Source organism: Flagellimonas maritima, from assembly GCF_003269425.1.
Lineage (GTDB): Bacteria > Bacteroidota > Bacteroidia > Flavobacteriales > Flavobacteriaceae > Flagellimonas > Flagellimonas maritima.
On the sequence record NZ_CP030104.1, the window covers coordinates 1,874,434 to 1,900,091 of the forward strand.

Below are 25,658 nucleotides of genomic sequence, written 5' to 3' on the forward strand. Positions count from 1 at the left end.
TTCAATATACAAAAAAAGGGTAGTCACTTTGTAGTGGAATATGGATTATGTATGGTTGATTATAGACAGCTCTAAGTTTGGATCATCGTCTGTCGTAAAATGACCAAAACCTATTGAAAATAGAACTAGTTGCAGATTTAACGTTAAAAAAATATAAAAGCGAGTCTAAAACAGGATGTGCACCGTATAACACTATGAAATCTTATTCAACGTACTATATGAAAACCGAAAATATTACTTCTAACCCCATAAAGAAACCCAATACATGGAATATAAAAAGGAAGGTTCAATTCTTTTTTGAAACTGCAGACGCATGGGGTGTGTTTGTTATGGGAAGCACTTTTGTACTTATGTTAGGCGCTGCTTATTTGGTTTATATTTTGCAAAACGATTTTACCCAGTTTAATTTGGAACGCATGGACTCTACTCTTGGATTGGTTTTTATGGTCATAGCCAGTAGTCTGTTCTTATATAAGGCAGGCTTTTTTCTTTATACATTATATAGATATTTTCGATATAAACCCATTGCATCTGTTACCAATGAAGAACTTCCTACTTGTACAGTAATCGTTCCTGCCTATAACGAGGGCAAACAGGTTTGGGATACGTTGATGAGCTTGGCGGATAGCGATTTTCCAAAGCAAAAATTACAGTTAATTGCTATTGATGATGGCAGCCAAGATGATACATGGCATTGGATCCAAGAAGCAAAGAATGAATTGGGGGATTATTTGGCTATATACAAACAACCTAAAAATATGGGGAAACGTCACGCCTTGTATCGCGGCTTTAATGAAGGAACAGGTGAGGTTTTTGTAACCGTCGATAGTGATTCCATCGTAAAAAAAGACACCCTACGGAACTTGGTCAGCCCATTTATCACAAATGAACAATGTGGCGCAGTAGCAGGGAATATTCGAGTTTTGAACAACGAAAAAGCATTGCTGCCTAAAATGTTGGACGTAAGTTTTGTTTTGAGTTTTGAATTTGTACGTTCGGCAGAGAGCAGCCTTAATTCAGTCCTTTGTACTCCAGGAGCCTTGGCGGCTTATCGTAAAACTGCAGTTTTTGCCTGCCTTGAAGATTGGATCAATCAAACTTTTATGGGCCAACCTTCGGACATTGGTGAAGATCGCGCTATGACAAACATGATATTAAAACAGGGGTATCATGTCTTGTTTCAAAGGAATGCTTATGCTTACACCAACGTTCCAGAAAAGTACCGAGGTCTTTACAAAATGTTTATTAGATGGGGCAGAAGCAATGTGCGTGAGAACATAGAAATGTCAAAATATGTATTTAAAAATTTTAGAAAAGGTTCTAAAGTAGGGACTAGACTTTTATTCATAAGCCAATCATTGAAAATAATCATGAGCTATCCTTTTTTATTTTTTATGCTGTTTTTCATCGTGACCCACCCGCTATTATTTTTAAGCTCAACACTTTTTAGTATTCTGGTGCTATCAACATTTCCTGTCATTTTTTATGCAAAACGATATGAATTGTCAGAATCCGTCTGGGCATATTCTTATAGTATTCTATATACTTTTGGACTGTTTTGGATTACTCCCTATGCCATTGCAACGGCAAATAGAAGAGGATGGTTAACGCGTGGTCTTCCAGAAAAGAAATAATTTAGCTTAGAAAATATTAGCTGGCCAATTGAAAATAATTCAACTGGCTAATTTTTTTGAGGATTCCATTCTATATAAAATTGTTCTAGGAATTTGAGCATATACAGGTGTCGTTCTTCAGCTAATTTTTTACCGGTTTCTGTGTTCATTTTATCTTTGAGAAGCAATAACTTTTCGTAAAAATGATTGATGGTAGGGGTATTCGATTTTTTATATTCCTCTTTGGTCATGTTGAGTTTTGGAGGAATATCGGGATTGTAGAGTTCCCTGTTTTTAAAACCACCGTAATTAAAAGCTCTGGCAATCCCAATTGCACCAATGGCATCCAAACGGTCAGCATCTTGCACCACTTGGAGTTCTTTTGATGAAAATGGCTTTTTATTTTTCTCTAAACTATTTTTGAACGATATGTGTTTTATAATAGTTACAACATGGTCAATTTTAGAAGCTTCAACCCCTTTTGAACTTAAAAAATCCAGAGCTATTTTAGGACCGATGTTTTCGTTACCATCATGAAATTTTGGATCTGCTATATCATGTAACAATGCCGCCAGTTGCACAACCAAGATATTTACATTTTCGAATTTGGCTATATAATTGGATGTTTTGAAAACACGTTCAATATGAAACCAATCATGTCCGCCCTCGGCATCCTGCAAAGTTTTTTTTACAAAAACAATCGTTTCATTAACGAGTTGGGTTTTGGTCATCTTAAACGGTTACGCCTTGTACAATTGTTCTTTCAACCTGATTGATAAGAACGTTTAAATCACCCGTATTTTCGATAGGTTGGTGTACTTTAAATTTCAAGTGAGAACCTAATCCCATGGGGAATTTTCCATACCGAACTAGTTTCCATGAGTTGTTTATGCTAATTGGAACTATAAGGGCGGATGGTGAATTCTTTAAAAGTATTTTCAGTCCTGTTGTTCTAAATTCCTTGGGGATTCCATTTCGGCTACGTGTACCTTCAGGGAAGATAACTGCGCTCCTATGATGGTTTTCTATATAGGCACCTAGTTTTTGGAGTGCTTGAATGGATTGTTTATGGTCTTTCCTGTTAATGAGTACCGAACCTCCTTTTCTTAAGTTGTACGATACGCTGGGTATTCCTTTCCCCAATTCAATTTTGCTTACAAACTTTGGGTGGTGTTTTCGCATGTACCATATAATAGGTGGGATATCATACATGCTTTGATGATTGGAAATAATAATAAGCGGTCTATCTGTTGGAATCTTATGTTCATTTTCAAATTTGTAACGTGTACCCAAAATATTGGTACAGCGCATTAAAAACCAATTCAATATACTCACGCTCCTTTTATGTGCGTCATAGCCCAAAATATGATAACAAAATATTTGAATAGGATGGAAAATAACCAATGCCAATCCAAAGAAGATGAAAAAGAGTATGGTCAATGGATAAGAGAGCAACTTTTGCATTACTACATTTTATAAATAACCAATTTGGTAAAATTTTGACAATTATGATATTTAATCACCATCTTTCTTTTCCAATATGAAAAAATAAAAGCCACCTTGTTACGAGGTGGCTTTCCAATCTTTGCATTCAAGGCTTAACAGAATTCGTTGTAGGCCTCCATTAAATTTTCAGCGATCAGTTCGGCTGGTCTACCTTCAATATGATGTCTTTCGATCATGTGAACCAATTCTCCATTTTTAAATAAAGCCATACTTGGCGAAGATGGAGGAAACGGAACCATATGATTCCGTGCGGTATTGACGGCATCGGTATCGACTCCGGCAAATACGGTTACCAGATTATTTGGCTTTTTGCTGTTCTGCAAGCTTAGTTTTGCCGCCGGTCTTGCATTCGCAGCGGCACATCCACATACTGAATTTACTACTACTAATGTAGTTCCTTCTTGTTTGAGTGCATTGTTAACGGCCTCACTTGTATATAATTCTTCAAACCCGGCAGAGGCCAAGTCGTCTCTCATAGGTTTTACCAATTCTTCAGGATACATAGTCTTATTTTTAATTAGCTATCAAAGATACAGTTTTTGTTGAATTTTTTTCATGACCCTTAATAGGTTAGAATGGTTTTTCTTCCTATGCAAAGTCCTATATTTGAGCTTTAATAATTTTAAGGATGATTAAGTGGGTAGCTGCATTTTTGGGCTATTTTATATTTAGATTTCCAGGTGCTGTTCTTGGATTTATTGTTGGTAGCCTATTAGATAACTTGGGAGGTCCTAAAGGAAATTCAAGAAGGATTTTTAGGGACTTTACCGAGCAAACGGTTTCCCCCGCGGATTTTGAATTGAATTTACTTTCATTATGCTCTATAGTGATCAAAGCGGATGGACAGGTAAGTCAGAAAGAACTGGACTACGTTCGCCAATATTTTTTGAGTACCTATGGAAAAGAAAAGGCAAACGCTATCTTTAGAACATTTAATGAGGTAATCAAAAAAAGAGAGATCTCTGCACAGCGTATTTGTTCTTATTTGGTACAAAGGACCCGATATGAAGTACGATTGCAATTGCTACATTTTCTTTTTGGAATTGCACAGGCAGATGGACGGGTCAGTAATGCTGAGGTCGATAAGCTAAAAGAGATTGCGGGCTACCTAAGAGTGGGTAGATATGATTTTGAGAGTATTATGGCAATGTTCATTAAATCCGCTGACAATGCTTACAAAATTCTCGAGATAGAAAAATCAGTTTCTGACGATGAGGTAAAAAAAGCTTATAGAACCATGGCAAAAAAATATCATCCAGACCGTGTTGTAACAGAAAATGAAGCTATCAAAAAAGGAGCAGAGGAAAAGTTTAAGGAAGTACAAAAGGCTTATGAAACCATTCAAAAAGAACGCGGGATTGTTTAATTTAGTGGTTAAGCTCAAATACGAACTCTAAACTTAAATACATGGCCAAATTTAAAAAACAAGCCAAAAAACCAAATACCTATATCTTATTTTGATTTAACGGACAACGAACAAAAAAGTGATGCAAGAATTTTGGTTTTACGTAAAATTGGGATTGAACCATGTATTGGATTTTGGTGCTTATGACCATATACTTTTTTTATCGGCCCTAGCGATACCGTTTACATTTAAATACTGGAAAAGGGTGGTGATTCTGGCCACGATTTTTACTATTGCCCATTGTATCTCATTGGCTTTGTCCGCTTTTGATGTGTTTACGGTAGATGTTGGATTGATAGAATTTTTTATACCTGTAACTATTCTACTGACCGCATTGTTCAATTTGATTTATATGAGGAGGGGGACCATGGATGTTGGCATGTTCCTTCACATATTGGTGACCGCTTTTTTTGGTCTTATACATGGATTCGGATTTTCCAACTATTTTAAAATGCTCATGGCCGAGGAGGAAAATAAGGTAATGCCTCTTTTGGGATTTGCAACGGGTATCGAATTTTCACAAGTAGCCATTATACTCTCAATCCTTGGGATTGCATTTTTGCTTCAGGATTTAATAAAAATAAAACCGCCCATTTTTATTGCAGTTGCATCCATTTTAATCATCTGCATTACAATACCTTTGCTGATTGCCACGTTTCCAAACTAAGACCCTCGTTAAAATTAATGGAATAAGGTTGTAGGGGTCTTCCAAAGCAGGTATATTTATTTAACAATCGGCTATTTTAGCTATATGAAGGAGCGTAAACAAGAGAAGTATGATAAAGCATATCTGCGGATGGCCAAAGAATGGGGAAAACTCTCTTATTGCCAAAGGAAACAGGTCGGTGCCATTATCGTAAAGGACAGAATGATAATCTCCGATGGTTATAACGGTACACCTACAGGTTTTGAAAATATATGCGAAGATGAGGAAGGGTATACAAAGTGGTACGTACTACATGCGGAGGCCAATGCAATTTCTAAAGTTGCATCATCCACACAATCATGTGAAGGGGCTACTTTATACATAACGCTATCCCCTTGTAAGGAATGTAGCAAACTCATTCATCAATCTGGCATAAAACGTGTAGTATACCAAACAGCGTACAAAGATAATTCTGGTTTACAATTTTTGGAACGTGCGGGTGTGATAACACATCACTTGCCAATTTTAGAAGAAATGGTCTAATCCCCATTAAAAATATGGAAAAGAAAAATAATTATATATGGCCTACCCTGTTTGCCCTTGCGGTGGCTATTGGAATTTTTATAGGAGGGAAACTCCATTTTGATGATACCCCGGAGAAATTATTCTCAACCAATTCCAAAAAAGATAAGCTGAACAGACTTATTGATTATATCGACTATGAATATGTTGATGAAATTGACACCGATAGCATAGTTGATGTGACCGTAAACAATATCCTTGGAAAACTGGATCCCCATTCCGTATATATTCCCAAAAGCGAAATGGAACAGGTTTCTGAAAATATGAAAGGGGATTTTGTGGGTATAGGTGTCAGCTTTTATATGTACAAGGATACCATTACCGTTATTAGAACCATAAAAAATGGTCCAAGCTATATGAGCGGCATCAAACCAGGTGATCGAATATTGATTGCGGACAAGGATACCCTTTTTGGACAACGAATGCCGAATAATGAAGTGGTTTCCAAACTTAAGGGAAAGATAGGCACGAAAGTAGATTTAAAAATTTACCGAAAGTCCAAGAACAAAACCTTAAATATCACCGTTACCAGAGATAGGGTACCCATTAAAAGTGTGGAATCTTACTATATGCTCAAAAAGGATATGGGGTACATTAAAATTAATCGTTTTGCCGAATCTACTTTTGGAGAGTTTAAAGATGCCCTACGAAAATTGAAACTAAGGGGTGCTCAGAAATTGGTTCTGGATCTCAGGGATAACCCGGGAGGTTATTTGGGAATCGCCGAAAAATTGGCAGATGAATTTCTAGAAGATAATAAACTCATACTTTATACAAAGAACAAAAAAGGGAGAATAAAAAAAGCCTTCGCTACCAGAAAAGGTAATTTCGAGGACAAACCTGTTTACGTATTGATCAACGAACGGTCGGCTTCTGCAAGTGAAATAATTGCTGGAGCTTTGCAGGACAATGATATAGGTACCATTGTAGGTAGAAGGTCTTTTGGTAAAGGACTTGTACAGCGCGAAATGGATTTGGGAGACGGGTCTGCTGTAAGGCTTACCGTTTCAAGGTATTATACCCCAACAGGTCGTTCCATTCAAAAATCCTATAAAAAAGGGCATAAGGATTACTACCAAAAGTTCTTGGAACGCTATAGAAGTGGCGAATTGATTTCTGTTGATAGTATCAAAGTTGCAGATTCATTGAAGTTTGAAACACCTAAAGGTAAAATTGTATATGGCGGCGGCGGTATCATTCCAGATGTATTTGTCCCCATAGGAAGCAATGAGGAAGAAGCTATTGACAGTATGGACGGTACCTATGAATTCTTCTCAAGATTTATCTTTGAACATCTGGAAAAAGATAGAATGCAATATTTGAGGTTTACAAAAAATCAATTTTTGGATGAATTCCGTGTAGATGATATTCTTTTTGATGAGTTCATAGAATTTGTGCTCAATAGAAAAATAAAGCTAGATTTTTATGCACAGGAAGAAAGAATAAAAACATACTTAAAAGCAAATATAGCCGAACAGCTATTCTCACCTAATTTGGCCGCACAGATCAAAGGTTCTTATGATTCCATGTTGGAAAAAGTAAAAGAGTTGGACACAACTTTTTTGGGTGAGCCTGAAATCACCGGAATAAAAGCCCGTAATTAATTTTTCTTGAGCTTCTTATCAATTTTTTTGGAAGTTATAAAAATAAGAAGCAAAACAATGGCACATAAAGAAGCGACAATTCCTATGAGCGCTATGGTACTATCTCCCTCAAAAGGGTTGCTAAAGTCCACTAAGGTTACATTATAGGCTATAAGTGCCAAAGCCAAAAAAATCAAAATAAAGATAAACGTCTTTTTCATAGCTGTTAATTTGATGTCAATGCAAAAACATCTGGTTGAGGTTTGTGGCAAAAAGCTTTACGGCAATGGCCAATAATATAACTCCAAAAACTTTACGGATAACACTTAGTCCGTTTTTGCCGAGCACTCTTTCTATTTTGGCACTGGATTTTAAAACAAGATATACAAAGATAATGTTTACGATTATCGCGACTATAATATTTTCAACATAGTATTCGGCACGCAAGGTTAAAATGGATGTCAACGTTCCCGCTCCGGCAATAAGGGGAAAAGCTATGGGCACAATGGAAGCAGTTTCAGGTATATCATCCCTAAAAAGTGTTATTCCCAGAATCATTTCTATCGCTAAAAAGAAAATTACAAGAGCTCCCGCAACTGCAAAAGAGTTTACGTCTATCCCTATTAGACCAAGAATACTTTCACCTACAAAAAGAAAAGCGGTCATTAGACAAGCTGCAACGATCGATGCTTTTTCAGATTGAATATGGCCAACTTTGTTCCTTAAAGATATAATTATGGGAATACTCCCAAGGATATCGATTACGGCAAAAAGTATCATACTGGCCGTAATTATTTCCTTCAAATTAAAATTCATATTTCAATATTAAGCCTGCAAAGTTACGTGTAAAAAAGGCTTTTGGATTATATATTAATGTATGGAAAACATCATTTTTTTGGTTTTGGACTACCTTTGTCCAAAAACCGGTAGTACCATGTTCCAAATAGGAAATACAATAGTTTCCGAAGAGCTTATAGAAAATGACTTTGTTTGTAATTTAACTGCTTGCAAGGGTGCTTGCTGTGTGGGTGGAGAATACGGTGCTCCCCTTGAAGATGCTGAAACAGAAATACTGGTCGATATTTTTAGCGATGTAAAACCTTACCTAAGACCAGAGGGCATTGATGCTATTATGAAACAAGGGGCTTTCATCAAAGGAGAAGATGGGGAGTGGGAAACACCTTTGGTAAACAATAGTGAATGTGCCTATGTTGTTTTTTCTGAACAAGGAATTGCAAAATGTGGTCTGGAGGCCGCGTATACTGATGGCGCCACAACTTGGAAGAAACCTATATCATGTCATTTATACCCCGTACGGACACGGAAATATTCAGAATTTACGGCGGTAAACTATCATAAATGGGAAATTTGTGATCCTGCATGCAGTTTGGGGAAAGAATTAAAAGTTCCAATATACAAGTTTGTGAAAGAGGCCTTGATTAAAAAATTTGGTGAGGCCTGGTATCAAGAATTGGAACAAGTGGTGCTAGAAAATTCTAAATAGTAGGTATGTCCAAGATTACCTTGGTACCTTTGGGATTTCCATCATCATCAAATAAATCAATGATGTCTACATCAAATTTATGCTGATAATCTTTAGAAAAATTTGCCAAGCGCTCTTTTGTAATACGGATACCGACAGACTTTCTTTTTAGGACTCTGTTTTCCTTGTTGATCTGTGCAACACCTCTTCCTACCCCGTTATCGCAAATTTCAATGGAAATATGGCTTCCATTTTTCTTTTTAATGTTTACATGTATGCGTTTTTCACCCTCTTTTGGTGAAAGTCCGTGCCAGAGCGAATTTTCTAAAAAGGGCTGTAGTGCCAATGAAGGAACTTTTATGTTTTCCGTATTGATATCATGATCAACTGTGATCTTAAAGTCTATTTCGTTTGAAAAACGTATGTTTTCAATGTTCATATACAGTTCTACAGTTTCCAGTTCCTCTGCCAATGAGATTTCTTTCAATGAGGATGCCTCCAGAATTTTACGCACCAATTTGGAAAATTTGTTCAGATAATGGACAGCATTTTTTTGTTCGTTGTTAATGATATAAAGCTTGATGGAATTTAAGGAGTTGAACAAAAAATGCGGGTTCATTTGACTGCGGAGCAAGTTTTGTTCCAAGCTTAGCATCCTTTTTTCATTTTTACTTTGGTACTGTCTATAAAGAATGTAGAGAATGGAAGCGAACAGACCAACAATAAGGGTGCTTACCAATAATGTTGTCTGGTTTTTTCTAAGGCGTAGCCTAACTATCTCATTTTCCTTGGCAAGAACGGAAATCTGGTTGTTCTTTTTATCAGCCTCATAACGAACTATGATATCGTTCATGTACCTAAAATTGGTGGCACTGGAAATCTCTTCATCATATTCATCGGCCTTCTTGTAAAATTCGTAGGCTTTTTCATAGTTGCCCCTTGCTCGTTCAAAATCGGAAAGTTTTTTATAGCCGTAAAGTATATTGCTTGGCATACTATGCGTTCTTGCCATAGTAAGACCATCTTGTATAAATTGCTCTGCCGTGTCATAGTTTCCCAGCTCTGTGTGTGCCCAACCTGTATTGATAAACACCGATGAGGTTACAAAAAAGTCCCCTATTGCCTTCGATTGTTCGTACAGTGGCTCTAAAAGTACAAGAGCTGCATGTGGCATATCTTGCTTAAGGTAAATTTGGGCAAGGCTATTTTTGCAGATTACACGTCCGTAATCAGAATTTATTTCTTCATTGTATGCCAAAGATTTTCTATAGTTTTCCAAAGCGCCCTCCAAATCCCCTTTTTGTTCAAGGCAATCACCAATGTTCTGGTGGTTTATGGCCAGACCAAGCTTATTGTCCAATTCTTTCTCAAACTTCAGTGCTCTTTTAAACTGCATAATGGCCAAATCATATTGTTCCAATGTCTGGTAAAGGTTTCCAATACAGTTTAAGGAGACATTTATACTCCTCTTTATATGGTGGGAAGGGTTTTCGACCTCTTCTGCGAGCTCAAGCGCCTTCTGGTTGTAGTCCAATGCGGTCTTTATGGCATCTGTGCGTCTGTAAACCACGCCCAGCATATTTAAGCTTCGCACTTTCAACTCCGTATTATTGGCTTCCTCGGCAATACGCAAAGCTTCTTGATGAAGATCTGCCGCCTTTTTAAATTGGGAAATGTTCCTGTATTTTGCCCCAATTTGATCTAGAGCGTAAGATTCCCCTTCTAGGTAATTTTCTTCTTTGCACAGATTGGCGAAATAACGTAGTAGTGTAGTGTCCCTTTTTTCAATTTGTAGTTCTGTATCCAGTGACAGATACGTTTTGGGTCTCATCTGCACAAGCTTTTCTGCCTTGTCCTTAAATTCTCTTGGAATTTCCTGTGCCGTCAGCGCGTGAAGAACCAAAAAAAACAGGACAGTGATTTTTTTTTGTGAACGTAGGTTTTTGGTCTTTATCGATAGTATTTTGAACACAGGCGTTTTGGGAAGTTACAGCATATCCAAAAAATCGGATTTTTTTTGCCGGGAGACGGGAATTTTATGGTTGGATTCCAAAACTACATAACCGTCCGTTTTTAGAAACTCTTTTATCTTATTGAGATTGATGATGTATGAATTGTGGATTCTGAAAAAGCTATTATCGGGCAATAGGGTATTTACCTCTTTCAGTTTTTTGGTGAGCAGTATTTTTTGGCCATCATTTAAAAAGATGGTACTATAGTTTCCATCTGACTCTGCGTAGAGGATATCATCACTGTTCAGAAACAATAATTTACCATCTGTATTGATGGTAATTTTTTTGCTGTGTGATTCAGCATTGAAGTTCAAAAGAATTTTTTCCAGCTTATCCATGGTCAAATTCTTGGTGTTGTACTTTTTTATCTTGGTTAGGGTTTCCCTAAGATCATCAGTATCTATTGGTTTTAACAAATAGTCTATGGCCTCGTTCTTTAAGGCTTTTAGGGCGTATTGGTTATATGCTGTGGTAATGACAACGGGAAAATCCTTGTTCTTTAGGTTTTTGATAAATTGAAATCCGTCCATTGCGGGCATTTCTATATCCAAGAAAAGACAATCGGGAGTATTTTTTTCAAGATAGTCAAGAGCTTCGTTGGCATCGGTAAAAGACGCAATTATATCAACCTCATCGCTCAAATTGGTCAACTCCCAACTTAGACTTTGGAGCGCTTTTATTTCATCATCTACAATAACCGCTTCTAACATTTGCTATATAAAAAAACTAATTCAAATTTAGGATTATTCTACACAAGCTATCTAAAAATATGTGCTAATGGGTATTTTAGGCTTATAACCGGTAAAAAAACCAAGGCTACAGGTACATTGTAAAATTTTTCCTAAAGCTCATTTTCTTTTTTCGAACAGTAAGGGAATAATGCTAAAACCCTAAAAACCAATTACACACAAAAGGTTACCGTTTATACATATGGCGCAGTGTACAGGCCTTTTGTTTCTTAGTTTAGCGAAGTCAAAAATTAGAAGACAACCTATTAAACCATTCCAAATGAGAAAATGTGTTGTATTATTTGTGCTTTTAATATTTGCTCTAATTTTCGCTGCTATATTAGAGAACAAAGAATTAAAAATGCAGTCAGATTGGGAAAACGTAGTTGCTGAAAACTAACCGATCCCAATAAAAAGTTCTTATACATTACCAAATAAGCGTACGGCCAGAGCAACCAACCTCTTAATTGTAGAAACTGCTTGCAAAACATACCTCTTTGTTGAACCCTGGTAGTTGAGTTTAATTTTTAGGTTTCGGGGGAACTACCTAAAATTGAATGCGACCCACGGATAAAATTAAGGGTGGCCGTACTGTTTGGTAGTGATATTTTATTTGAAAGCCTCTAAATCCAATCCTTTATATAATTTAAGACCGGAAAGTATAAAACTTTATACTCTTTGGTCTTTTCTTTTATTGTTGAATCTCTTCAAAAAAGTTCTTCACGTTTTTATTTTTAAAACCCTAACGAACATCACTTGTGAACCTAGATTTCAACATGTTGTGTTAAAAACTTTGCCTCGGTTTTGGTAAAACAGACTTTACAGTTCGCCAACATTTTTGAATCTTTGTTAGCCCTATTCACAAGGAATATTTCTTCCTCATTATAAATTTTAACAAAAAATATATGTCAGTAGCTGTTGAGCCAATTTTAGAAGAGAACGAAGATAGATTTGTAATTTTTCCGATCAAACATCATGATCTTTGGGAATGGTACAAAAAATGCGAAGCTTGTTTTTGGACGGCAGAAGAGATAGATCTTCATCAAGATTTGACAGACTGGAACAATAAGCTCAATGACGATGAACGCTACTTTGTAAAACATATATTGGCCTTTTTTGCTGCTTCTGATGGAATCGTGAACGAAAACTTGGCAGAGAATTTTGTTAGTGAGGTACAGTATGCCGAAGCTAAATTTTTCTATGGATTCCAGATCATGATGGAGAACATTCATTCTGAAACTTATTCATTGCTAATAGACACCTATGTAAAGGACGAGAAGGAAAAAGGAATTCTTTTTAAGGCCATTGAAAATTTCCCTGCAATTAAAAAGAAAGCGGATTGGGCTTTAAACTGGATAGAATCCCCCAGTTTCGCAGAGAGGTTGATTGCCTTTGCAGCTGTAGAAGGTATTTTCTTTTCAGGTGCGTTCTGTTCCATCTTCTGGTTGAAAAAAAGAGGCCTAATGCCAGGACTTACATTTTCAAACGAATTGATTTCTAGGGACGAAGGCATGCACTGCGACTATGCAGTTCATTTGCACAATAAACATCTTGTTAACAAGGTGCCAAAAGAAAGGATTACCCAAATTTTGACAGACGCACTCAATATAGAAAGAGAGTTTATTACAGAGTCGCTTCCTGTCAGTTTAATAGGGATGAACTCTAAACTGATGACACAATATCTAGAGTTTGTAACAGATAGACTCTTGGTAGAATTGGAATGCGAAAAAGTATACAATTCAACCAATCCATTTGACTTTATGGACATGATCTCATTACAGGGAAAAACCAATTTCTTTGAAAAACGAGTTTCTGAATACCAAAAAGCAGGTGTCTTGAACAAAGAAAAGGACGAGGATGCGCAGAAAATCAGTTTCGACGCAGACTTTTAAATTGATTTTTGGATTTACGATTTTTGAAATACGACGGTAGTGACTCAAAAATCGTTGGTCCCATGAAAGAACAACTTAAAAAAGAACTCAAAGATTTGCCATAGACTGTTGGGAACTATGTTCAAAATTTCCGACCACTAAGGAATATGATGCCTTTTGCAGATAATTGATTCGATGTTCAAGTTCAGTGGGTGCAAACTATAGAGCTGCATGTAGGGCTAAATCCAATGCTGACTTTATCAATAAGTTGAAAATTGTAGAAGAAGAAGCTGACGATAGCATGTACTTTTTAGAAATATTTCTTGTAATATCCGAAAAAGAGCATCAAGAGATAAAAAGATTGCTAAAAGAAGCGAACGAATTATTATCCATTGTTGTTGCATCCATAAATACAATGCGCAAAAAGTTGAATTAAAGTAAATAGGATTTTAGAAACATAAGATGAAATTTATGACTGCTCAAATCCTAAACCGTCAATCCAAAACCGAAAAAAATATAAAAATTAACTATTAACTATTAGAATTACGAAAACTGAAATTGATAAGTAGTAAATCTAAAATCCAAAAATCGTAAATTAAATTATGTATGTAGTAAAAAGAGATGGAAGAAAAGAGCTGATCATGTTCGACAAGATCACGGCCAGAGTAAGAAAATTGTGTTATGGCCTTAACGGTCTGGTAGATCCGTTAAAAGTGGCCATGCGCGTAATAGAAGGCCTTTATGATGGCGTAAGCACTTCTGAACTGGATAATCTGGCAGCAGAGATTGCCGCTACCATGACTACTACACATCCGGATTACGCAAAATTGGCCGCTCGTATCTCAGTTTCCAACCTGCATAAGAATACCAAAAAATCCTTCTCGGAAACCATGAAGGACCTGTACGAATATGTAAACCCCAGGACCGGTAAAAAAGCCCCCCTATTATCCGATGAGGTCTATAAGGTAATTGCCGAAAATTCGGAAAAGCTGGATTCAACAATTATTTATAACCGTGATTTTGGTTACGATTACTTCGGTTTTAAAACATTGGAACGTTCATATTTATTAAAATTGAACGGCAAAATAGCAGAACGCCCACAACACATGCTAATGCGGGTTTCCATTGGTATCCATTTAGATGACCTTGCCGCTGCTATGGAAACGTACGAGTTGATGTCCAAAAAGTATTTCACTCACGCTACCCCTACCTTGTTCAATTCCGGTACACCCAAACCACAAATGTCCTCTTGTTTTCTCTTGGCCATGAAGGATGACAGTATTGATGGTATTTATGATACCTTAAAACAAACTGCAAAGATTTCACAATCTGCCGGGGGTATAGGCCTTTCCATCCATAACGTAAGGGCTACGGGTTCTTACATAGCCGGGACCAATGGCACTTCTAACGGAATTGTTCCAATGCTTCAGGTGTTTAACGATACGGCCAGATACGTAGACCAAGGAGGAGGAAAGCGCAAAGGAAGTTTTGCGATCTACATGGAACCTTGGCATGCCGACATTTACGAATTTCTGGATTTAAAAAAGAATCACGGTAAAGAAGAGATGCGGGCCCGGGATTTGTTCTATGCCATGTGGATTTCAGATCTTTTCATGAAAAGAGTAGAGGCCAATGAAAATTGGACTTTGATGTGCCCTAACGAATGTCCGGGGCTTTTTACAAATCACAGCGAAGAGTTCGAAAAACTGTATTTACAATATGAAGCCGAAGGAAAAGGTCGTAAAACTGTAAGAGCACGTGAGCTTTGGGAAAAAATACTCGAATCCCAAATTGAGACCGGTACACCTTACATGCTGTACAAGGATGCTGCCAATCGCAAGAGCAATCAAAAGAATTTAGGTACGATCCGCTCTTCAAATCTATGCACGGAAATTTTGGAATACACCTCCCCGGATGAAGTTGCGGTATGTAACCTTGCTTCCATTGCACTGCCAATGTTTATAAAAAATGGGGAATTTGACCATAAAGAACTGTTCAAGGTTACAAAAAGAGTAACCAAGAACCTGAACAAGGTAATAGATAGAAACTATTACCCCGTTAAAGAAGCCGAAAATTCCAACATGCGCCACAGACCCATTGGTCTTGGAGTACAGGGTCTGGCAGATGCCTTTATCATGCTGCGTTTGCCCTTTACAAGCGATGAGGCCAAAAAATTGAACCAAGAGATATTCGAGACCCTTTACTATGCAGCGGTCACTGCCTCTATGGAACAGGCAAAAGACGAAGGACCCTACTCATCGTACAAAGGCTCTCCAATAGAACAAGGAGAGTTTCAACATAACCTTTGGGGCATTAAGGACGAAGAACTTTCTGGACGATGGGATTGGGCCAAATTAAGAAAAGACGTAAAGAAAAATGGTGTGCGCAACTCTTTGTTGGTCGCGCCAATGCCAACAGCTTCAACGTCCCAGATACTTGGTAATAACGAATGTTTTGAGCCATATACCTCTAACATTTATACCCGAAGAGTACTATCAGGCGAGTTTATTGTAGTAAATAAACACCTCTTGGAAGATTTGGTAAACTTGGGCCTATGGAACGAAAACATGAAACAGGAACTGATGCGTGCAAACGGATCGATCCAACATATTGAAACAATTCCACAGGATATTAGAGAATTGTACAAGACCGTTTGGGAACTTAGCATGAAAGATATCATTGATATGAGCAGACAGCGAGGCTACTTTATCGACCAGAGCCAGTCCTTGAACCTGTTCATGGAAAATGCCAATTACTCCAAACTGACCTCCATGCATTTTTATGCTTGGAAAAGCGGGCTTAAAACAGGAATGTACTACTTGAGAACGAAAGCGGCAGTGGATGCCATTAAATTTACGTTGGACAACACAAAGAAGAAAGAAGTTCCCGTTAGTGTAGCTGCAGAGGCAGAGGTTATTGCTGCAAAACCGACCAAAACCGCCGAAGGACTCAAAGTTGAAGTAACACCTGTGGACCAGCAAGAAATGGACGTACAGCCAATGACCGCTGAGGAAATGAAACAAATGATCGCGCGCGCAAAAGAAGGGCAGGCAGACGATGACTGTTTAATGTGCGGCTCATAGTTTATACTGTACTTATCAGTATGTGATAGTGTTTATTAAATAGACACCTCGGGAAAATTTGTAGGATAGCAGATTATTTTCGGGGTGTTTTTATTGGTTTTATGTTGACCGTTGTCAGATATGAGATGTTGGATTTGAGTAGTGAGATGTTAGATTTGAGTAGTGAGAAATGGGATATGAGATGTTGGATTTGAGATGTTAGATTTGAGTAGTGAGAAATGGGATATGAGAAATGAGGGGTCAGCTTCAAGTTGCTTCCAATAACCCAAAATTCAAGTTTTTCATCCTTCACCCGTCACCCTTCATCCATCACCCTTCATCCATCACCCTTCATCCTTCACCCTTCATCCATCATCCGTCATCCGTCACCCATCACCCATCCCCTTTCACCCGTCACCCGTCACCCATCATCCGTCACCCGTCACCCGTCACCCGTCACCCGTCACCCGTCACCCGTCACCCGTCACCTTTCACCCGTCACCTTTCCCCTTTCGCCCGTCACCTTTCGCCCATCCCCCGTCACCCGTCACCCATGATCCTTCACCCATCCCCCTTCACCCGTCATCGGTCACCCTTCACCCGTCACCCGTCACCTTTCACCCGTCACCCATGATCCTTCACCCATCACCCTTCATCCATCATCCGTCATCCGTCATCCGTCATCCGTCATCCGTCATCCTTCACCTTTCACCCTTCACCCTTCATCCATCATCCGTCATCCTTCGCCCGTCATCCTTCGCCCGTCACCCTTCATCCATCATCCATCATCCGTCACCCGTCACCCGTCATCCATCACCCATCATCCGTTACCCGTCACCCTTCCACCCGTCATCCGTCATCCGTCATCCGTCATCCGTCATCCGTCACCTTTCCCTTCAAAACCCCCATCCATCAACCCAAAAAGGCCATCCGTCAATCCACCGCCCCGTGGCCCATGGGATTTTCCTTACTTGTACCGCAAACTTTAAAATATTTTTTATCATGAAAAGAATCAACTATTTGGGCATGCTGTCAATGGCACTCTGCCTTATGGTATGGGCATGCGGCAAGGACGATGCCCCAACAACGACACCAGAGCCCGAGCCAGAGCCGATCGCGGCGCCGACCATTTCCGATTTCAGCCCGATCAGCGGGCCCGTTGGAACGGCGGTCACCATAGAGGGGACCAACTTCAGCACCACCGCGGCCAACAATACCGTGACCTTCGGCACCGTTGCCGCCACCGTGGCCAGTGCCACGGCTACCAAGATCGTGGCCAGCGTGCCATCGGGCGCTGCGACCGGCAAGGTGGGCGTTGCCGTTGGCGGCAAGACCGCCGCCAGTACCAAGGACTTTACCGTTACCGTAACGGAGGAGGAAAAGAACCCGTCAATAGGGCTGGACAAAGAGGATTTCCAGCTGTTCCGCTACGATACGGCCGAGCTGGCCGTAGTGGACAAGGTGGACGTGGACGGGGATAGCCCCGTTGCGTGGAGCAGCGACGACGAGGAGATCGCCACCGTGGACGAGAACGGAACGGTAAAGGGCCTCAAGGTGGGGACCGCCACCATTACCGCCACCGTGGAAGAAGCCTCCGCAAGCGTTACGGTCACCGTGGACCCCAACGTATATATGGCAGGGTATGTACAATCTTCTGGTTTACCTCAAGCTGTGATCTGGAAGAACGGGGTGATGACCGAGCTGACCGACGGCACCAAGGAAGCAACGGCAAATGCGGTGTTCGTATATGGCGAGGACGTCTATGTTGCGGGCCATGAAAAAGATCAAGACAATAATAGAAGGGCCATGCTATGGATCAACGGAGATCAGATAGCTTTGTCGAACAGCCTTGGTATTACCTCTTCAATTGCACGTGACGTTGTTGTCAACGAGTCGGGGTATTATGTAGTGGGGCATCAGTCTACCAATGAAGGATCGTCAGGGCGAGTTTGGATATCCAATGCCAATGACGTAGTACTAGTCGAACCAGGTTACGAAACAAACTTTCCTAGAGCGATATCCATGGACGACCAGAACAACTGGTACGTATCCGGCTATATAAGGCCAGATGCGGGTTTCGATGACGAGGCCTGTTATTGGACGGCAGGAACGGCTGCAAATCCCGAAATTCTCGAAAATGATGCCCGTGCTTACGATATCCAAGTGGTGGGGAACGATGTCCATGTATCGGGATATAGAGTGGTGGATGGAACAAGAGTGGCAACAACATGGAAGAACGGTGCGGGGACCGACCTGACCGACGGGACCAGTAACTCAATTGCCACTTCACTGTTCGTAACGGGCACGGATATATATGCGACGGGAAATGATAGTGACAATTCATTAGTCTGGAAGAATGGTGTTGTTGGCACATTGCTTAACATCGACGATAGCACCTCCTTTCTCGAATCCGTATTTGTGTATGGTACAGATGTATATAGCTGTGGAGCTGTGTCGCAAAATTTGCAAAAGGCGATTTTATGGAAAAATGGGGAACCAACAATATTTTTTCCGGAAGATTTTTCTGAAAGTAGCGCCTTTTCGGTCTTTGTCGATTAATGGTTACGATCAAACAAACTTATTTATAACATACAAAGGGCCGCCCAATGGGCGGCCTTTTTCTTTTTGGTTGTCCTATTCAAGGAATAACGGATCAACGTGATCGGTAGCGTACAGGCATCGTGTTGGAGCCACTGTTCAGAAACTAACATAGAAAACACTGTTTTAGCAGGCTTAGGTATGCGGAGACAAAAAAGTACCCAAAACCCGTACTCTGAGGCATTCAATGATCCAACTAGCCAATTATGTAGCGGCCTATAAAGACCACGCCCTGCCGTCAGTCAAAGTTTGCTCATCCTCGCAGGCAATGTATTCTCCAGGTATGGGCAAATAGGCCAAAACCTCTTCCCCTATATATTCTGTATTTTTATAGGACCAAATGGCCATTTCACGGAGGGAGCCGGCAAAGCTGTAACGCGAAATCTCGTCATCAAGTTTGGCCACCATCCCTTTTTCAACATCGTTAAAATAAGCATCAACGGCTTCCAGATGTGCTTCTTCAACAGTAGCGGTTCTTTTCTTTAGGTATTTGGCCAGAACGGGCTCCAAATCCTCTTCGTTGAGTTCTGCTAGTGTTTCCTTTTGTGCGGTCTCTAAAACTTCATCCGTAAATAGACCCATTCCCAACTTAAGAAAGTCTTGGTGTTCTTTGGGCAATGCCTCTTTTGCAAAAGTATCTATAAATACGTGCACGTTCATTTCAGTGGCAGAAGGGGTGTCGGTTTTGGGGAGTATCATGTCCAAGAGGGTATGTAGAACCATACCTTCGTCTTTGGTAAAAAAGCTTGGGGTCCAATCCAATACTTTTTTGCCTTCGCAACTTTGTAAAATTCCCAAAAGGCTAGGGGCAGCAACGGTGTACCCAAAGACAAGCCCCATATTTTTGAGTGCTATTCTTCTTTCCATTATATTGATCCTTTTTTAAGTTCTTTTGCCGCGTGGTCCACGGCTCTGGCGGTAAATGCCATATAGGTCAAAGAGGGGTTTACGCAACTTGCCGAGGTCATAAAAGAACCATCGGTAACATAGACATTCTTGACCGAGTGCAGTTGGTTGTTCGCGTTCACCACCGATGTTTTTGGATTCTTGCCCATCCGTGCCGTTCCCATTTCATGGATTCCCAAACCAAGGGCATATTCATCATCGTAGATTTCAATATCCCTTACCCCTGATTTCTCCAACATTGTAGCAGCCTGTTCCTGCATATCTTTGCGCATGTTGAGCTCGTTTTCCTTTATTTCGGCATCAAAAGTAACGGTAGGCAGTCCCCATTGGTCCACTTTATCATAATCCAGCGTCATTTTATTGTCGTGATAGGGCAGTATTTCGCCAAATGCCAACATGTTCATGGTCCAACCGCCCGGTTTTAGAATGGCATCTTTAAACGCTTTTCCGTGCGAAAGCTCTGCTGCGGCATCTTCATAATCGCCCCTACCTGCACCACCTTGGTACCCATAGCCCCGGGTGAAATCTTTCATGTTACTGTCGCCGCCCAGGTTACGGAACCGTGGAATGTAGATTCCGTTGGGCTTTCTTCCCTTATAATATTTATCGTCAAAACCGTCCATTTTGCCTCTTGCACCGGTCTTAAAATGATGGTCCATAATATTATGTCCCAATTCCCCGGAATCGTTCCCCATACCATTTGGGAACCTATCGGATTTGGACTGCATCAAAATTGAGGTAGAGGCGATGGCCGAGGCACAAAGGAAAATAACTTTGGCCTTGAACTCATAGGTTTCTTTGGTTACCCGGTCTATCACTTTTACCCCTGTTGCTTTCTTTGTATTGGAATCATACATGATTTCATGTACAATGGAATCTGGCCGTAAGGTCATATTGCCGGTTCTTTCGGCTGCGGGCAATGTAGAGGAATTGCTGCTAAAGTAGGCGCCAAATGGGCAACCTCTTACGCACCTGTTCCTAAACTTACAGGAACTGCGGTTTAAACCGTCAAATTTTTTATCGCTGTTGATGTGGGCGACCCTTCCTGCGGTAACCACGCGCCCATCAAAATTATCCGAAACCTTTTCGCGAACGTGCTGCTCAACACAGTTAAGTTCCATCATGGGTTCAAATTGGCCATCGGGTAATTGGGGCAAGTTCAACAATTCCCCAGAAACACCGATGTAGCTTTCAACTTTATCGTACCAAGGGGCAATATCTTTATAACGCACGGGCCAATCTATGGCTACGCCTTCCTTTTTATTGGCCTCAAAATCAATATCGCTCCAGCGATAACTATGGCGGCCCCACATTAAGGAACGTCCCCCAACGTGGTATCCGCGGATCCAATCAAATCGTTTTGTCTCATTATAAGGATGCTCTATGTCATCCACAAACCAAAAATGGTGCGGTGCTTTTATGGTATAGCCCGTTCGGTTTTGCTTTTCTTGTCTTTTGAGCTGTTCCGGTGAAAGTTCACCATTGTTTGGAAAATCCCAGAGGTCTTTGTTGGCAGTTGGGTAGTCTGTAATATGGTTGACCATACGGCCACGTTCCAAAACCAAGGTCTTTAAGCCCTTTTCACAAAGTTCTTTTGCGGCCCAACCACCACTAATGCCCGTTCCTACTACTATGGCATCGTATGACTCCTGCTCATCGTTGTAATAAAATTTACTCATTTAATAGGATTGTTTATTTCCTAAATGTATTAATTATTAAATTAATTTTCTACATTTAATCCCTATGTTTATTGAGAATGTATCACTATAACGTTGTAGTTTTTTGATTCTTGTCAATGATAGACCATCAACTATATGAAAAGAAGAGATTTCATTCAAAATAGTGCCCAAACCGGAGCAGCGCTTACATTATTGGGGTTTTACGCCTGTAATCAAAACCGTAAAAAAGAATCGCAAAAAACTGAAATGACCGAAGAAGTCCCTGAAAAAGAGGAACAGTTGTTCAAACTTTCGCTTGCACAATGGTCCATTCATAAAATGATCAACGACGAGGGAATGAATCCTTATCTTTTTGCTGAAAAAGCAAAGAGTTTGGGGTTTTCAGGCTTGGAATATGTAAACCAATTGTACGAGGACGAGTTGAAGGCTTTTGAATCTTCAAAAGAAGCTATGGAAGACTTTGTTCGTAAATCCAAAATGGAAAGTGAAAAGCATGGACTGGAGAACCTCATCATAATGATCGATCATGAAGGGGATTTGTCAGCTGCAGATGAACAAGAACGAAAAACAGCGGTAGAAAATCATTATAAATGGGTAGATGCCGCAGCAGCACTTGGATGTCACTCCGTGCGGGTCAACCTTATGGGGAGCAAGGTCGCCGAAGAATGGACCCCAGCATCCGTAGATGGGCTAACGCAATTGGCCAACTATGCAAAAGATAAAAATATCAATGTCATTGTAGAAAACCATGGCGGATTCTCTTCCAATGCACAAATGTTGGTGGAGGTGATGGAAAAGGTTGATCTCCCCAATTGTGGGACACTCCCTGATTTTGGCAATTTCTGTGTTAAACGCGAAGATGGTTCCTATTTTGATACAGCCTGCATAGAAGAATACGATAGATATAAGGGAATAGAAGAACTAATGCCCTATGCAAAGGCGGTCAGCGCAAAATCACATGATTTTGATGCCGAGGGAAACGAAATCCATACAGACTATGGCCGGATGCTGAAAATTGTTAAAGACTCCGGTTACAGAGGGTATATTGGTGTAGAGTACGAAGGAGATACGTTGAGTGAGGAAGAGGGAATTCTGGCGACCAAAAAATTAGTGGCCAATTCCTTAAATTTATCCATATAAAACACTTGGCCCATGAAGGGATTTTTACATCAGCTCTTTGACTATAATTTTTACTCGAATAGAAAGCTTATTGAGCAATGTATGGGTATGAAAGAAGTTCCTGAAAAGAGTTTGGAGCTTTTCAACCATATCCTAAATGCGCACCATACGTGGAACAAAAGAATTATGGGAAAACCTAAAGAATTCGATATTTCCCATCAACATTTACTGGAGAATTGGGAGGATGTCCACTATGAAAATCAACGGACATCTTTTGAGATCATTACCAATACCGAAGACTTTAGTACGCGGATAGACTATGAAAGCAGCGAGGGAAGAACCTTTGCCAATGAATTAAAGGATATACTCTTCCACATCATCAACCATTCCACACACCACAGAGGACAGATTTTGGCAGATTTTAGAACTAGCGGCATAGAACCAGAATCTTTGGACTATATATTTTATAAAAGATAACCTTACTATTATTTACTTATGAACCTTAAGACGAAGTTTCAACTATCCTTTATGATGTTCCTTGAATTTTTTATCTGGGGAGGATGGTTTGTTACCATGGGCATTTATTTGCCAAATACGCTACAGGCCAGTGGCGCCGATATTGCCGTGGCTTATTCCACACAATCTTGGGGAGCTATCATTGCACCATTTATTATAGGATTGATTGCGGACCGTTATTTTAATGCAGAAAAAATCCTGGGCATTTCCCATTTGATAGGCGCCGTCTTAATGTACCAATTGGCCAACGCAACAGATTTTGGAACATTTTATCCCTATGTCTTGGGTTATATGATCGTATATATGCCCACGCTGGCACTGGTGAATTCAGTTTCGTTCAATCAGATGAAGGATCCCGCAAAGGAATTTTCTTTTGTGCGTGTCTTTGGGACCATAGGTTGGATCGTGGCAGGGCTATCAATTAGTTTTTTTGGATGGGACAGTGAAGTGGGCGTACAGGAAGGTTTGCTCAAGAACACCTTTTTAATGGTCGGTGCGGCCTCGGCAGTGCTTGGCCTATTTAGTTTTACACTGCCCAAAACTCCACCAAAAGTGTCCAAGGACGAAAAAATTTCAATCTCCGATATATTGGGTCTTGAAGCTTTGAAATTATTAAAAGACCGAAACTTTCTTATCTTTTTTATAGCATCCGTATTGATTTGTATTCCGTTGGCCTTCTACTACCAACATGCAGGGCAGTTTTTAGGCGAGATAGGAGTTTCCAATCCAGCGGGCAAAATGACGATTGGGCAAATCTCTGAAGTTTTGTTTATGTTGTTATTGCCGTTCTTCTTCAAGCGTTTTGGATTCAAAAAAACCATCTTGGCAGGAATGTTGGCATGGACGGTCCGTTACCTGCTATTCGCCTATGGAAATGCAGGTGAACTTGCATTTATGTTGCTTATAGGCATTGCACTTCACGGTATATGCTATGATTTTTTCTTTGTGTCGGGACAAATTTATACAGATTCCAAAGCTGGCGAGCGATATAAGAGTGCAGCGCAAGGGTTAATAACTTTAGCTACATACGGAGTTGGAATGTTGATCGGTTTTTGGATAGCAGGAATGATTACCGACTCTTATCTAATTTCTGAGAACGTGCACGAATGGAAAAATATTTGGACATTCCCCGCTATTTTTGCGTTTGTAGTGCTCGTTCTTTTCGTACTACTGTTTAAAAATGAAAAAATAGAATATAAAGAATAGCTTCTATGCCAAAAAAAATAAGACTGGGAATACTTGGGGGTGGGGGAGATTCCCTTATCGGCGTACTCCATAGAGTTGCCTCGTTCATCAATGACAATTATGAAATAGCCGGTGCAGTATTTAATGCCGATTTTGATGAAAGCCTAAATTTTGCAAAGGAAATCGATGTACCTGTTAACCGTATCTACAAAGACTTTGATACATTGGTGGAAGAAGAATTAAAGCTTCCCGAAGATGAACGTATACAAGTATGTTCCATTTTAACGCCCAACTTTCTACATTTTCCAATGGCAAGGAAATTGTTGGATAATGGATTCCATGTCATCTGTGAAAAACCTATGACAACTACCTATGAAGAGGCTTTGATTCTTCAAAAAGCTAAAATTAAATCCAAGAAAGTTTTTGCGGTCACACATACGTACACAGGCTATCCAATGGTACGCCAAATGCGTGAAATGATTAAAGAAGGAGCCTTGGGAAAGATCCATAAAGTGGATGCGCAATACTATCAGGGTTGGATAAATACCATAATACATGACAAGAAAAAGCGCGCTTCCGTTTGGCGATTGGACCCAAAGAAAGCTGGTATAAGTTCCTGCATGGGCGACATAGGGGTACATGCATTTAATATGATCGAATACACAACGGGGCTGCAGATTAAATCCCTCCTATGCGATTTCAACTATTTGTACGGGGACAATCAAATGGATGTGGATGGTACAGTTCTGATTAGAATGGATAAGCACGTAAAAGGGGTAATACGCGCCAGCCAAGTGGCCACAGGGGAAGAAAATGGCCTGTCCATTGCCATTTACGGTGAAAAGGGAGCTTTAAAGTGGGAACAGGAAAAACCTAATTTTTTATACAAACTAAGCGATACCGAACCATTGCAAGTCTATAGACCGGGACATGCTTATAACTCAGCATTGTCTTTGGATGGCACCAAACTGCCACCAGGACACCCAGAAGGTATTTTTGATGCTATGGCCAATATTTATTTGGGCATGGCACGAGCTATTCGGGGAGAAAAATACAATGATGGTGAATTTCCAACCATGCAGGACGGGGTTCGTGGGCTAAATTTTATAGAAAGTACGGTGGCATCGCACAAGCAGGGAAATATTTGGGTGAATTTGGACTGAT

The 25,658-nt window shown here is 40.0% G+C and carries 23 protein-coding genes and 1 pseudogene; 15 read left to right on the top strand and 9 right to left on the bottom strand.

Features of this window, described 5'->3' with window-relative positions; translation table 11 throughout:
- Positions 1 to 218 precede the first annotated feature (218 nt).
- Positions 219 to 1,634, top strand: a complete 1,416-nt coding sequence (locus tag HME9304_RS08290; RefSeq protein WP_112378143.1) for a glycosyltransferase family 2 protein — start codon at positions 219 to 221, stop codon at positions 1,632 to 1,634.
- Between the two features lie 47 nt (positions 1,635 to 1,681).
- Here HME9304_RS08290 and HME9304_RS08295 read toward each other — a convergent pair whose 3' ends face one another.
- From HME9304_RS08295 to HME9304_RS08305, 3 genes are all read right to left on the bottom strand, one after another.
- Entirely contained in the window at positions 1,682 to 2,344 is a 663-nt protein-coding gene (locus HME9304_RS08295) for an HD domain-containing protein (protein WP_112378144.1), read from the bottom strand.
- 1 nt (position 2,345) lies between these two features.
- A complete protein-coding gene (locus tag HME9304_RS08300; RefSeq protein WP_112378145.1) occupies positions 2,346 to 3,077 on the bottom strand; it encodes a lysophospholipid acyltransferase family protein in 732 nt (243 codons plus the stop codon).
- A 134-nt stretch (positions 3,078 to 3,211) separates the two neighbouring features.
- On the bottom strand, positions 3,212 to 3,622 hold the full coding sequence (locus HME9304_RS08305) for a BrxA/BrxB family bacilliredoxin (protein WP_112378146.1): 411 nt from the start codon (positions 3,620 to 3,622) through the stop codon (positions 3,212 to 3,214).
- Positions 3,623 to 3,747: 125 nt separating this feature from the next.
- On the opposite strand from HME9304_RS08305, the gene HME9304_RS08310 reads away from it, so the two are divergent.
- From HME9304_RS08310 to HME9304_RS08325, 4 genes are all read left to right on the top strand, one after another.
- The gene (locus tag HME9304_RS08310) at positions 3,748 to 4,485 is read left to right on the top strand and encodes a TerB family tellurite resistance protein (protein ID WP_112378147.1); all 738 of its coding nucleotides are present in this window, start codon (positions 3,748 to 3,750) and stop codon (positions 4,483 to 4,485) included.
- Positions 4,486 to 4,606: 121 nt separating this feature from the next.
- Positions 4,607 to 5,191, top strand: coding sequence for a HupE/UreJ family protein (locus HME9304_RS08315; RefSeq protein ID WP_112378148.1), 585 nt, complete (start codon positions 4,607 to 4,609; stop codon positions 5,189 to 5,191).
- A gap of 84 nt (positions 5,192 to 5,275) precedes the next feature.
- Positions 5,276 to 5,713 (top strand): deoxycytidylate deaminase, encoded by a 438-nt coding sequence (locus HME9304_RS08320; RefSeq protein ID WP_112378149.1) that lies wholly within the window; start codon positions 5,276 to 5,278, stop codon positions 5,711 to 5,713.
- Between the two features lie 14 nt (positions 5,714 to 5,727).
- Positions 5,728 to 7,356: a S41 family peptidase gene (locus tag HME9304_RS08325; RefSeq protein WP_112378150.1), complete on the top strand. Its 1,629-nt coding sequence runs from the start codon at positions 5,728 to 5,730 to the stop codon at positions 7,354 to 7,356.
- Here the strand turns inward: HME9304_RS08325 and HME9304_RS08330 are convergent.
- Entirely contained in the window at positions 7,353 to 7,556 is a 204-nt protein-coding gene (locus tag HME9304_RS08330) for a hypothetical protein (protein WP_112378151.1), read from the bottom strand. The genes HME9304_RS08325 and HME9304_RS08330 overlap by 4 nt on opposite strands.
- Positions 7,557 to 7,572: 16 nt before the next feature.
- Positions 7,573 to 8,151 (bottom strand): MarC family protein, encoded by a 579-nt coding sequence (locus HME9304_RS08335; RefSeq protein ID WP_112378152.1) that lies wholly within the window; start codon positions 8,149 to 8,151, stop codon positions 7,573 to 7,575.
- A 118-nt stretch (positions 8,152 to 8,269) separates the two neighbouring features.
- On the opposite strand from HME9304_RS08335, the gene HME9304_RS08340 reads away from it, so the two are divergent.
- Positions 8,270 to 8,839, top strand: coding sequence for a DUF3109 family protein (locus HME9304_RS08340; RefSeq protein WP_112379770.1), 570 nt, complete (start codon positions 8,270 to 8,272; stop codon positions 8,837 to 8,839).
- Here the strand turns inward: HME9304_RS08340 and HME9304_RS08345 are convergent.
- Positions 8,832 to 10,790 (bottom strand): tetratricopeptide repeat-containing sensor histidine kinase, encoded by a 1,959-nt coding sequence (locus HME9304_RS08345; RefSeq protein WP_112378153.1) that lies wholly within the window; start codon positions 10,788 to 10,790, stop codon positions 8,832 to 8,834. The two genes, HME9304_RS08340 and HME9304_RS08345, sit on opposite strands and share 8 nt — an antisense overlap.
- Positions 10,791 to 10,805: 15 nt before the next feature.
- On the bottom strand, positions 10,806 to 11,540 hold the full coding sequence (locus HME9304_RS08350) for a LytR/AlgR family response regulator transcription factor (protein WP_112378154.1): 735 nt from the start codon (positions 11,538 to 11,540) through the stop codon (positions 10,806 to 10,808).
- 923 nt (positions 11,541 to 12,463) lie between these two features.
- Here HME9304_RS08350 and HME9304_RS08360 point away from each other — a divergent pair.
- From HME9304_RS08360 to HME9304_RS08380, 5 genes and pseudogenes are all read left to right on the top strand, one after another.
- Complete coding sequence (locus tag HME9304_RS08360; RefSeq protein WP_112378156.1) at positions 12,464 to 13,450, top strand: ribonucleotide-diphosphate reductase subunit beta; 987 nt, start codon at positions 12,464 to 12,466, stop codon at positions 13,448 to 13,450.
- Positions 13,451 to 13,637: 187 nt separating this feature from the next.
- The gene (locus HME9304_RS08365; protein WP_239023205.1) at positions 13,638 to 13,865 is read left to right on the top strand and encodes a four helix bundle protein; all 228 of its coding nucleotides are present in this window, start codon (positions 13,638 to 13,640) and stop codon (positions 13,863 to 13,865) included.
- Positions 13,866 to 14,031: 166 nt separating this feature from the next.
- Complete coding sequence (locus HME9304_RS08370; RefSeq protein ID WP_112378157.1) at positions 14,032 to 16,512, top strand: ribonucleoside-diphosphate reductase subunit alpha; 2,481 nt, start codon at positions 14,032 to 14,034, stop codon at positions 16,510 to 16,512.
- 1,029 nt (positions 16,513 to 17,541) lie between these two features.
- Positions 17,542 to 17,784, top strand: a pseudogene (locus HME9304_RS17295) (IPT/TIG domain-containing protein); the annotation flags it as partial.
- Between the two features lie 159 nt (positions 17,785 to 17,943).
- Positions 17,944 to 19,050, top strand: coding sequence for an Ig-like domain-containing protein (locus HME9304_RS08380; RefSeq protein ID WP_239023213.1), 1,107 nt, complete (start codon positions 17,944 to 17,946; stop codon positions 19,048 to 19,050).
- A gap of 255 nt (positions 19,051 to 19,305) precedes the next feature.
- On the opposite strand, the gene HME9304_RS08385 is transcribed toward HME9304_RS08380, so the two are convergent.
- Complete coding sequence (locus HME9304_RS08385) at positions 19,306 to 19,956, bottom strand: gluconate 2-dehydrogenase subunit 3 family protein (RefSeq protein WP_112378160.1); 651 nt, start codon at positions 19,954 to 19,956, stop codon at positions 19,306 to 19,308.
- Positions 19,956 to 21,674, bottom strand: a complete 1,719-nt coding sequence (locus tag HME9304_RS08390) for a GMC oxidoreductase (protein WP_112378161.1) — start codon at positions 21,672 to 21,674, stop codon at positions 19,956 to 19,958. The genes HME9304_RS08385 and HME9304_RS08390 overlap by 1 nt, the downstream gene beginning before the upstream one ends.
- Before the next feature lie 135 nt (positions 21,675 to 21,809).
- On the opposite strand from HME9304_RS08390, the gene HME9304_RS08395 reads away from it, so the two are divergent.
- From HME9304_RS08395 to HME9304_RS08410, 4 genes are read left to right on the top strand one after another with little or no spacing between them, the layout of a single operon-like run.
- Positions 21,810 to 22,814: a sugar phosphate isomerase/epimerase family protein gene (locus tag HME9304_RS08395; RefSeq protein ID WP_112378162.1), complete on the top strand. Its 1,005-nt coding sequence runs from the start codon at positions 21,810 to 21,812 to the stop codon at positions 22,812 to 22,814.
- A 12-nt stretch (positions 22,815 to 22,826) separates the two neighbouring features.
- Positions 22,827 to 23,270, top strand: a complete 444-nt coding sequence (locus HME9304_RS08400) for a DinB family protein (RefSeq protein ID WP_112378163.1) — start codon at positions 22,827 to 22,829, stop codon at positions 23,268 to 23,270.
- Between the two features lie 18 nt (positions 23,271 to 23,288).
- A complete protein-coding gene (locus HME9304_RS08405) occupies positions 23,289 to 24,515 on the top strand; it encodes a nucleoside permease (protein ID WP_112378164.1) in 1,227 nt (408 codons plus the stop codon).
- Positions 24,516 to 24,520: 5 nt separating this feature from the next.
- Complete coding sequence (locus HME9304_RS08410) at positions 24,521 to 25,657, top strand: Gfo/Idh/MocA family protein (protein ID WP_112378165.1); 1,137 nt, start codon at positions 24,521 to 24,523, stop codon at positions 25,655 to 25,657.
- The last annotated feature ends 1 nt before the right edge of the window (position 25,658 follow it).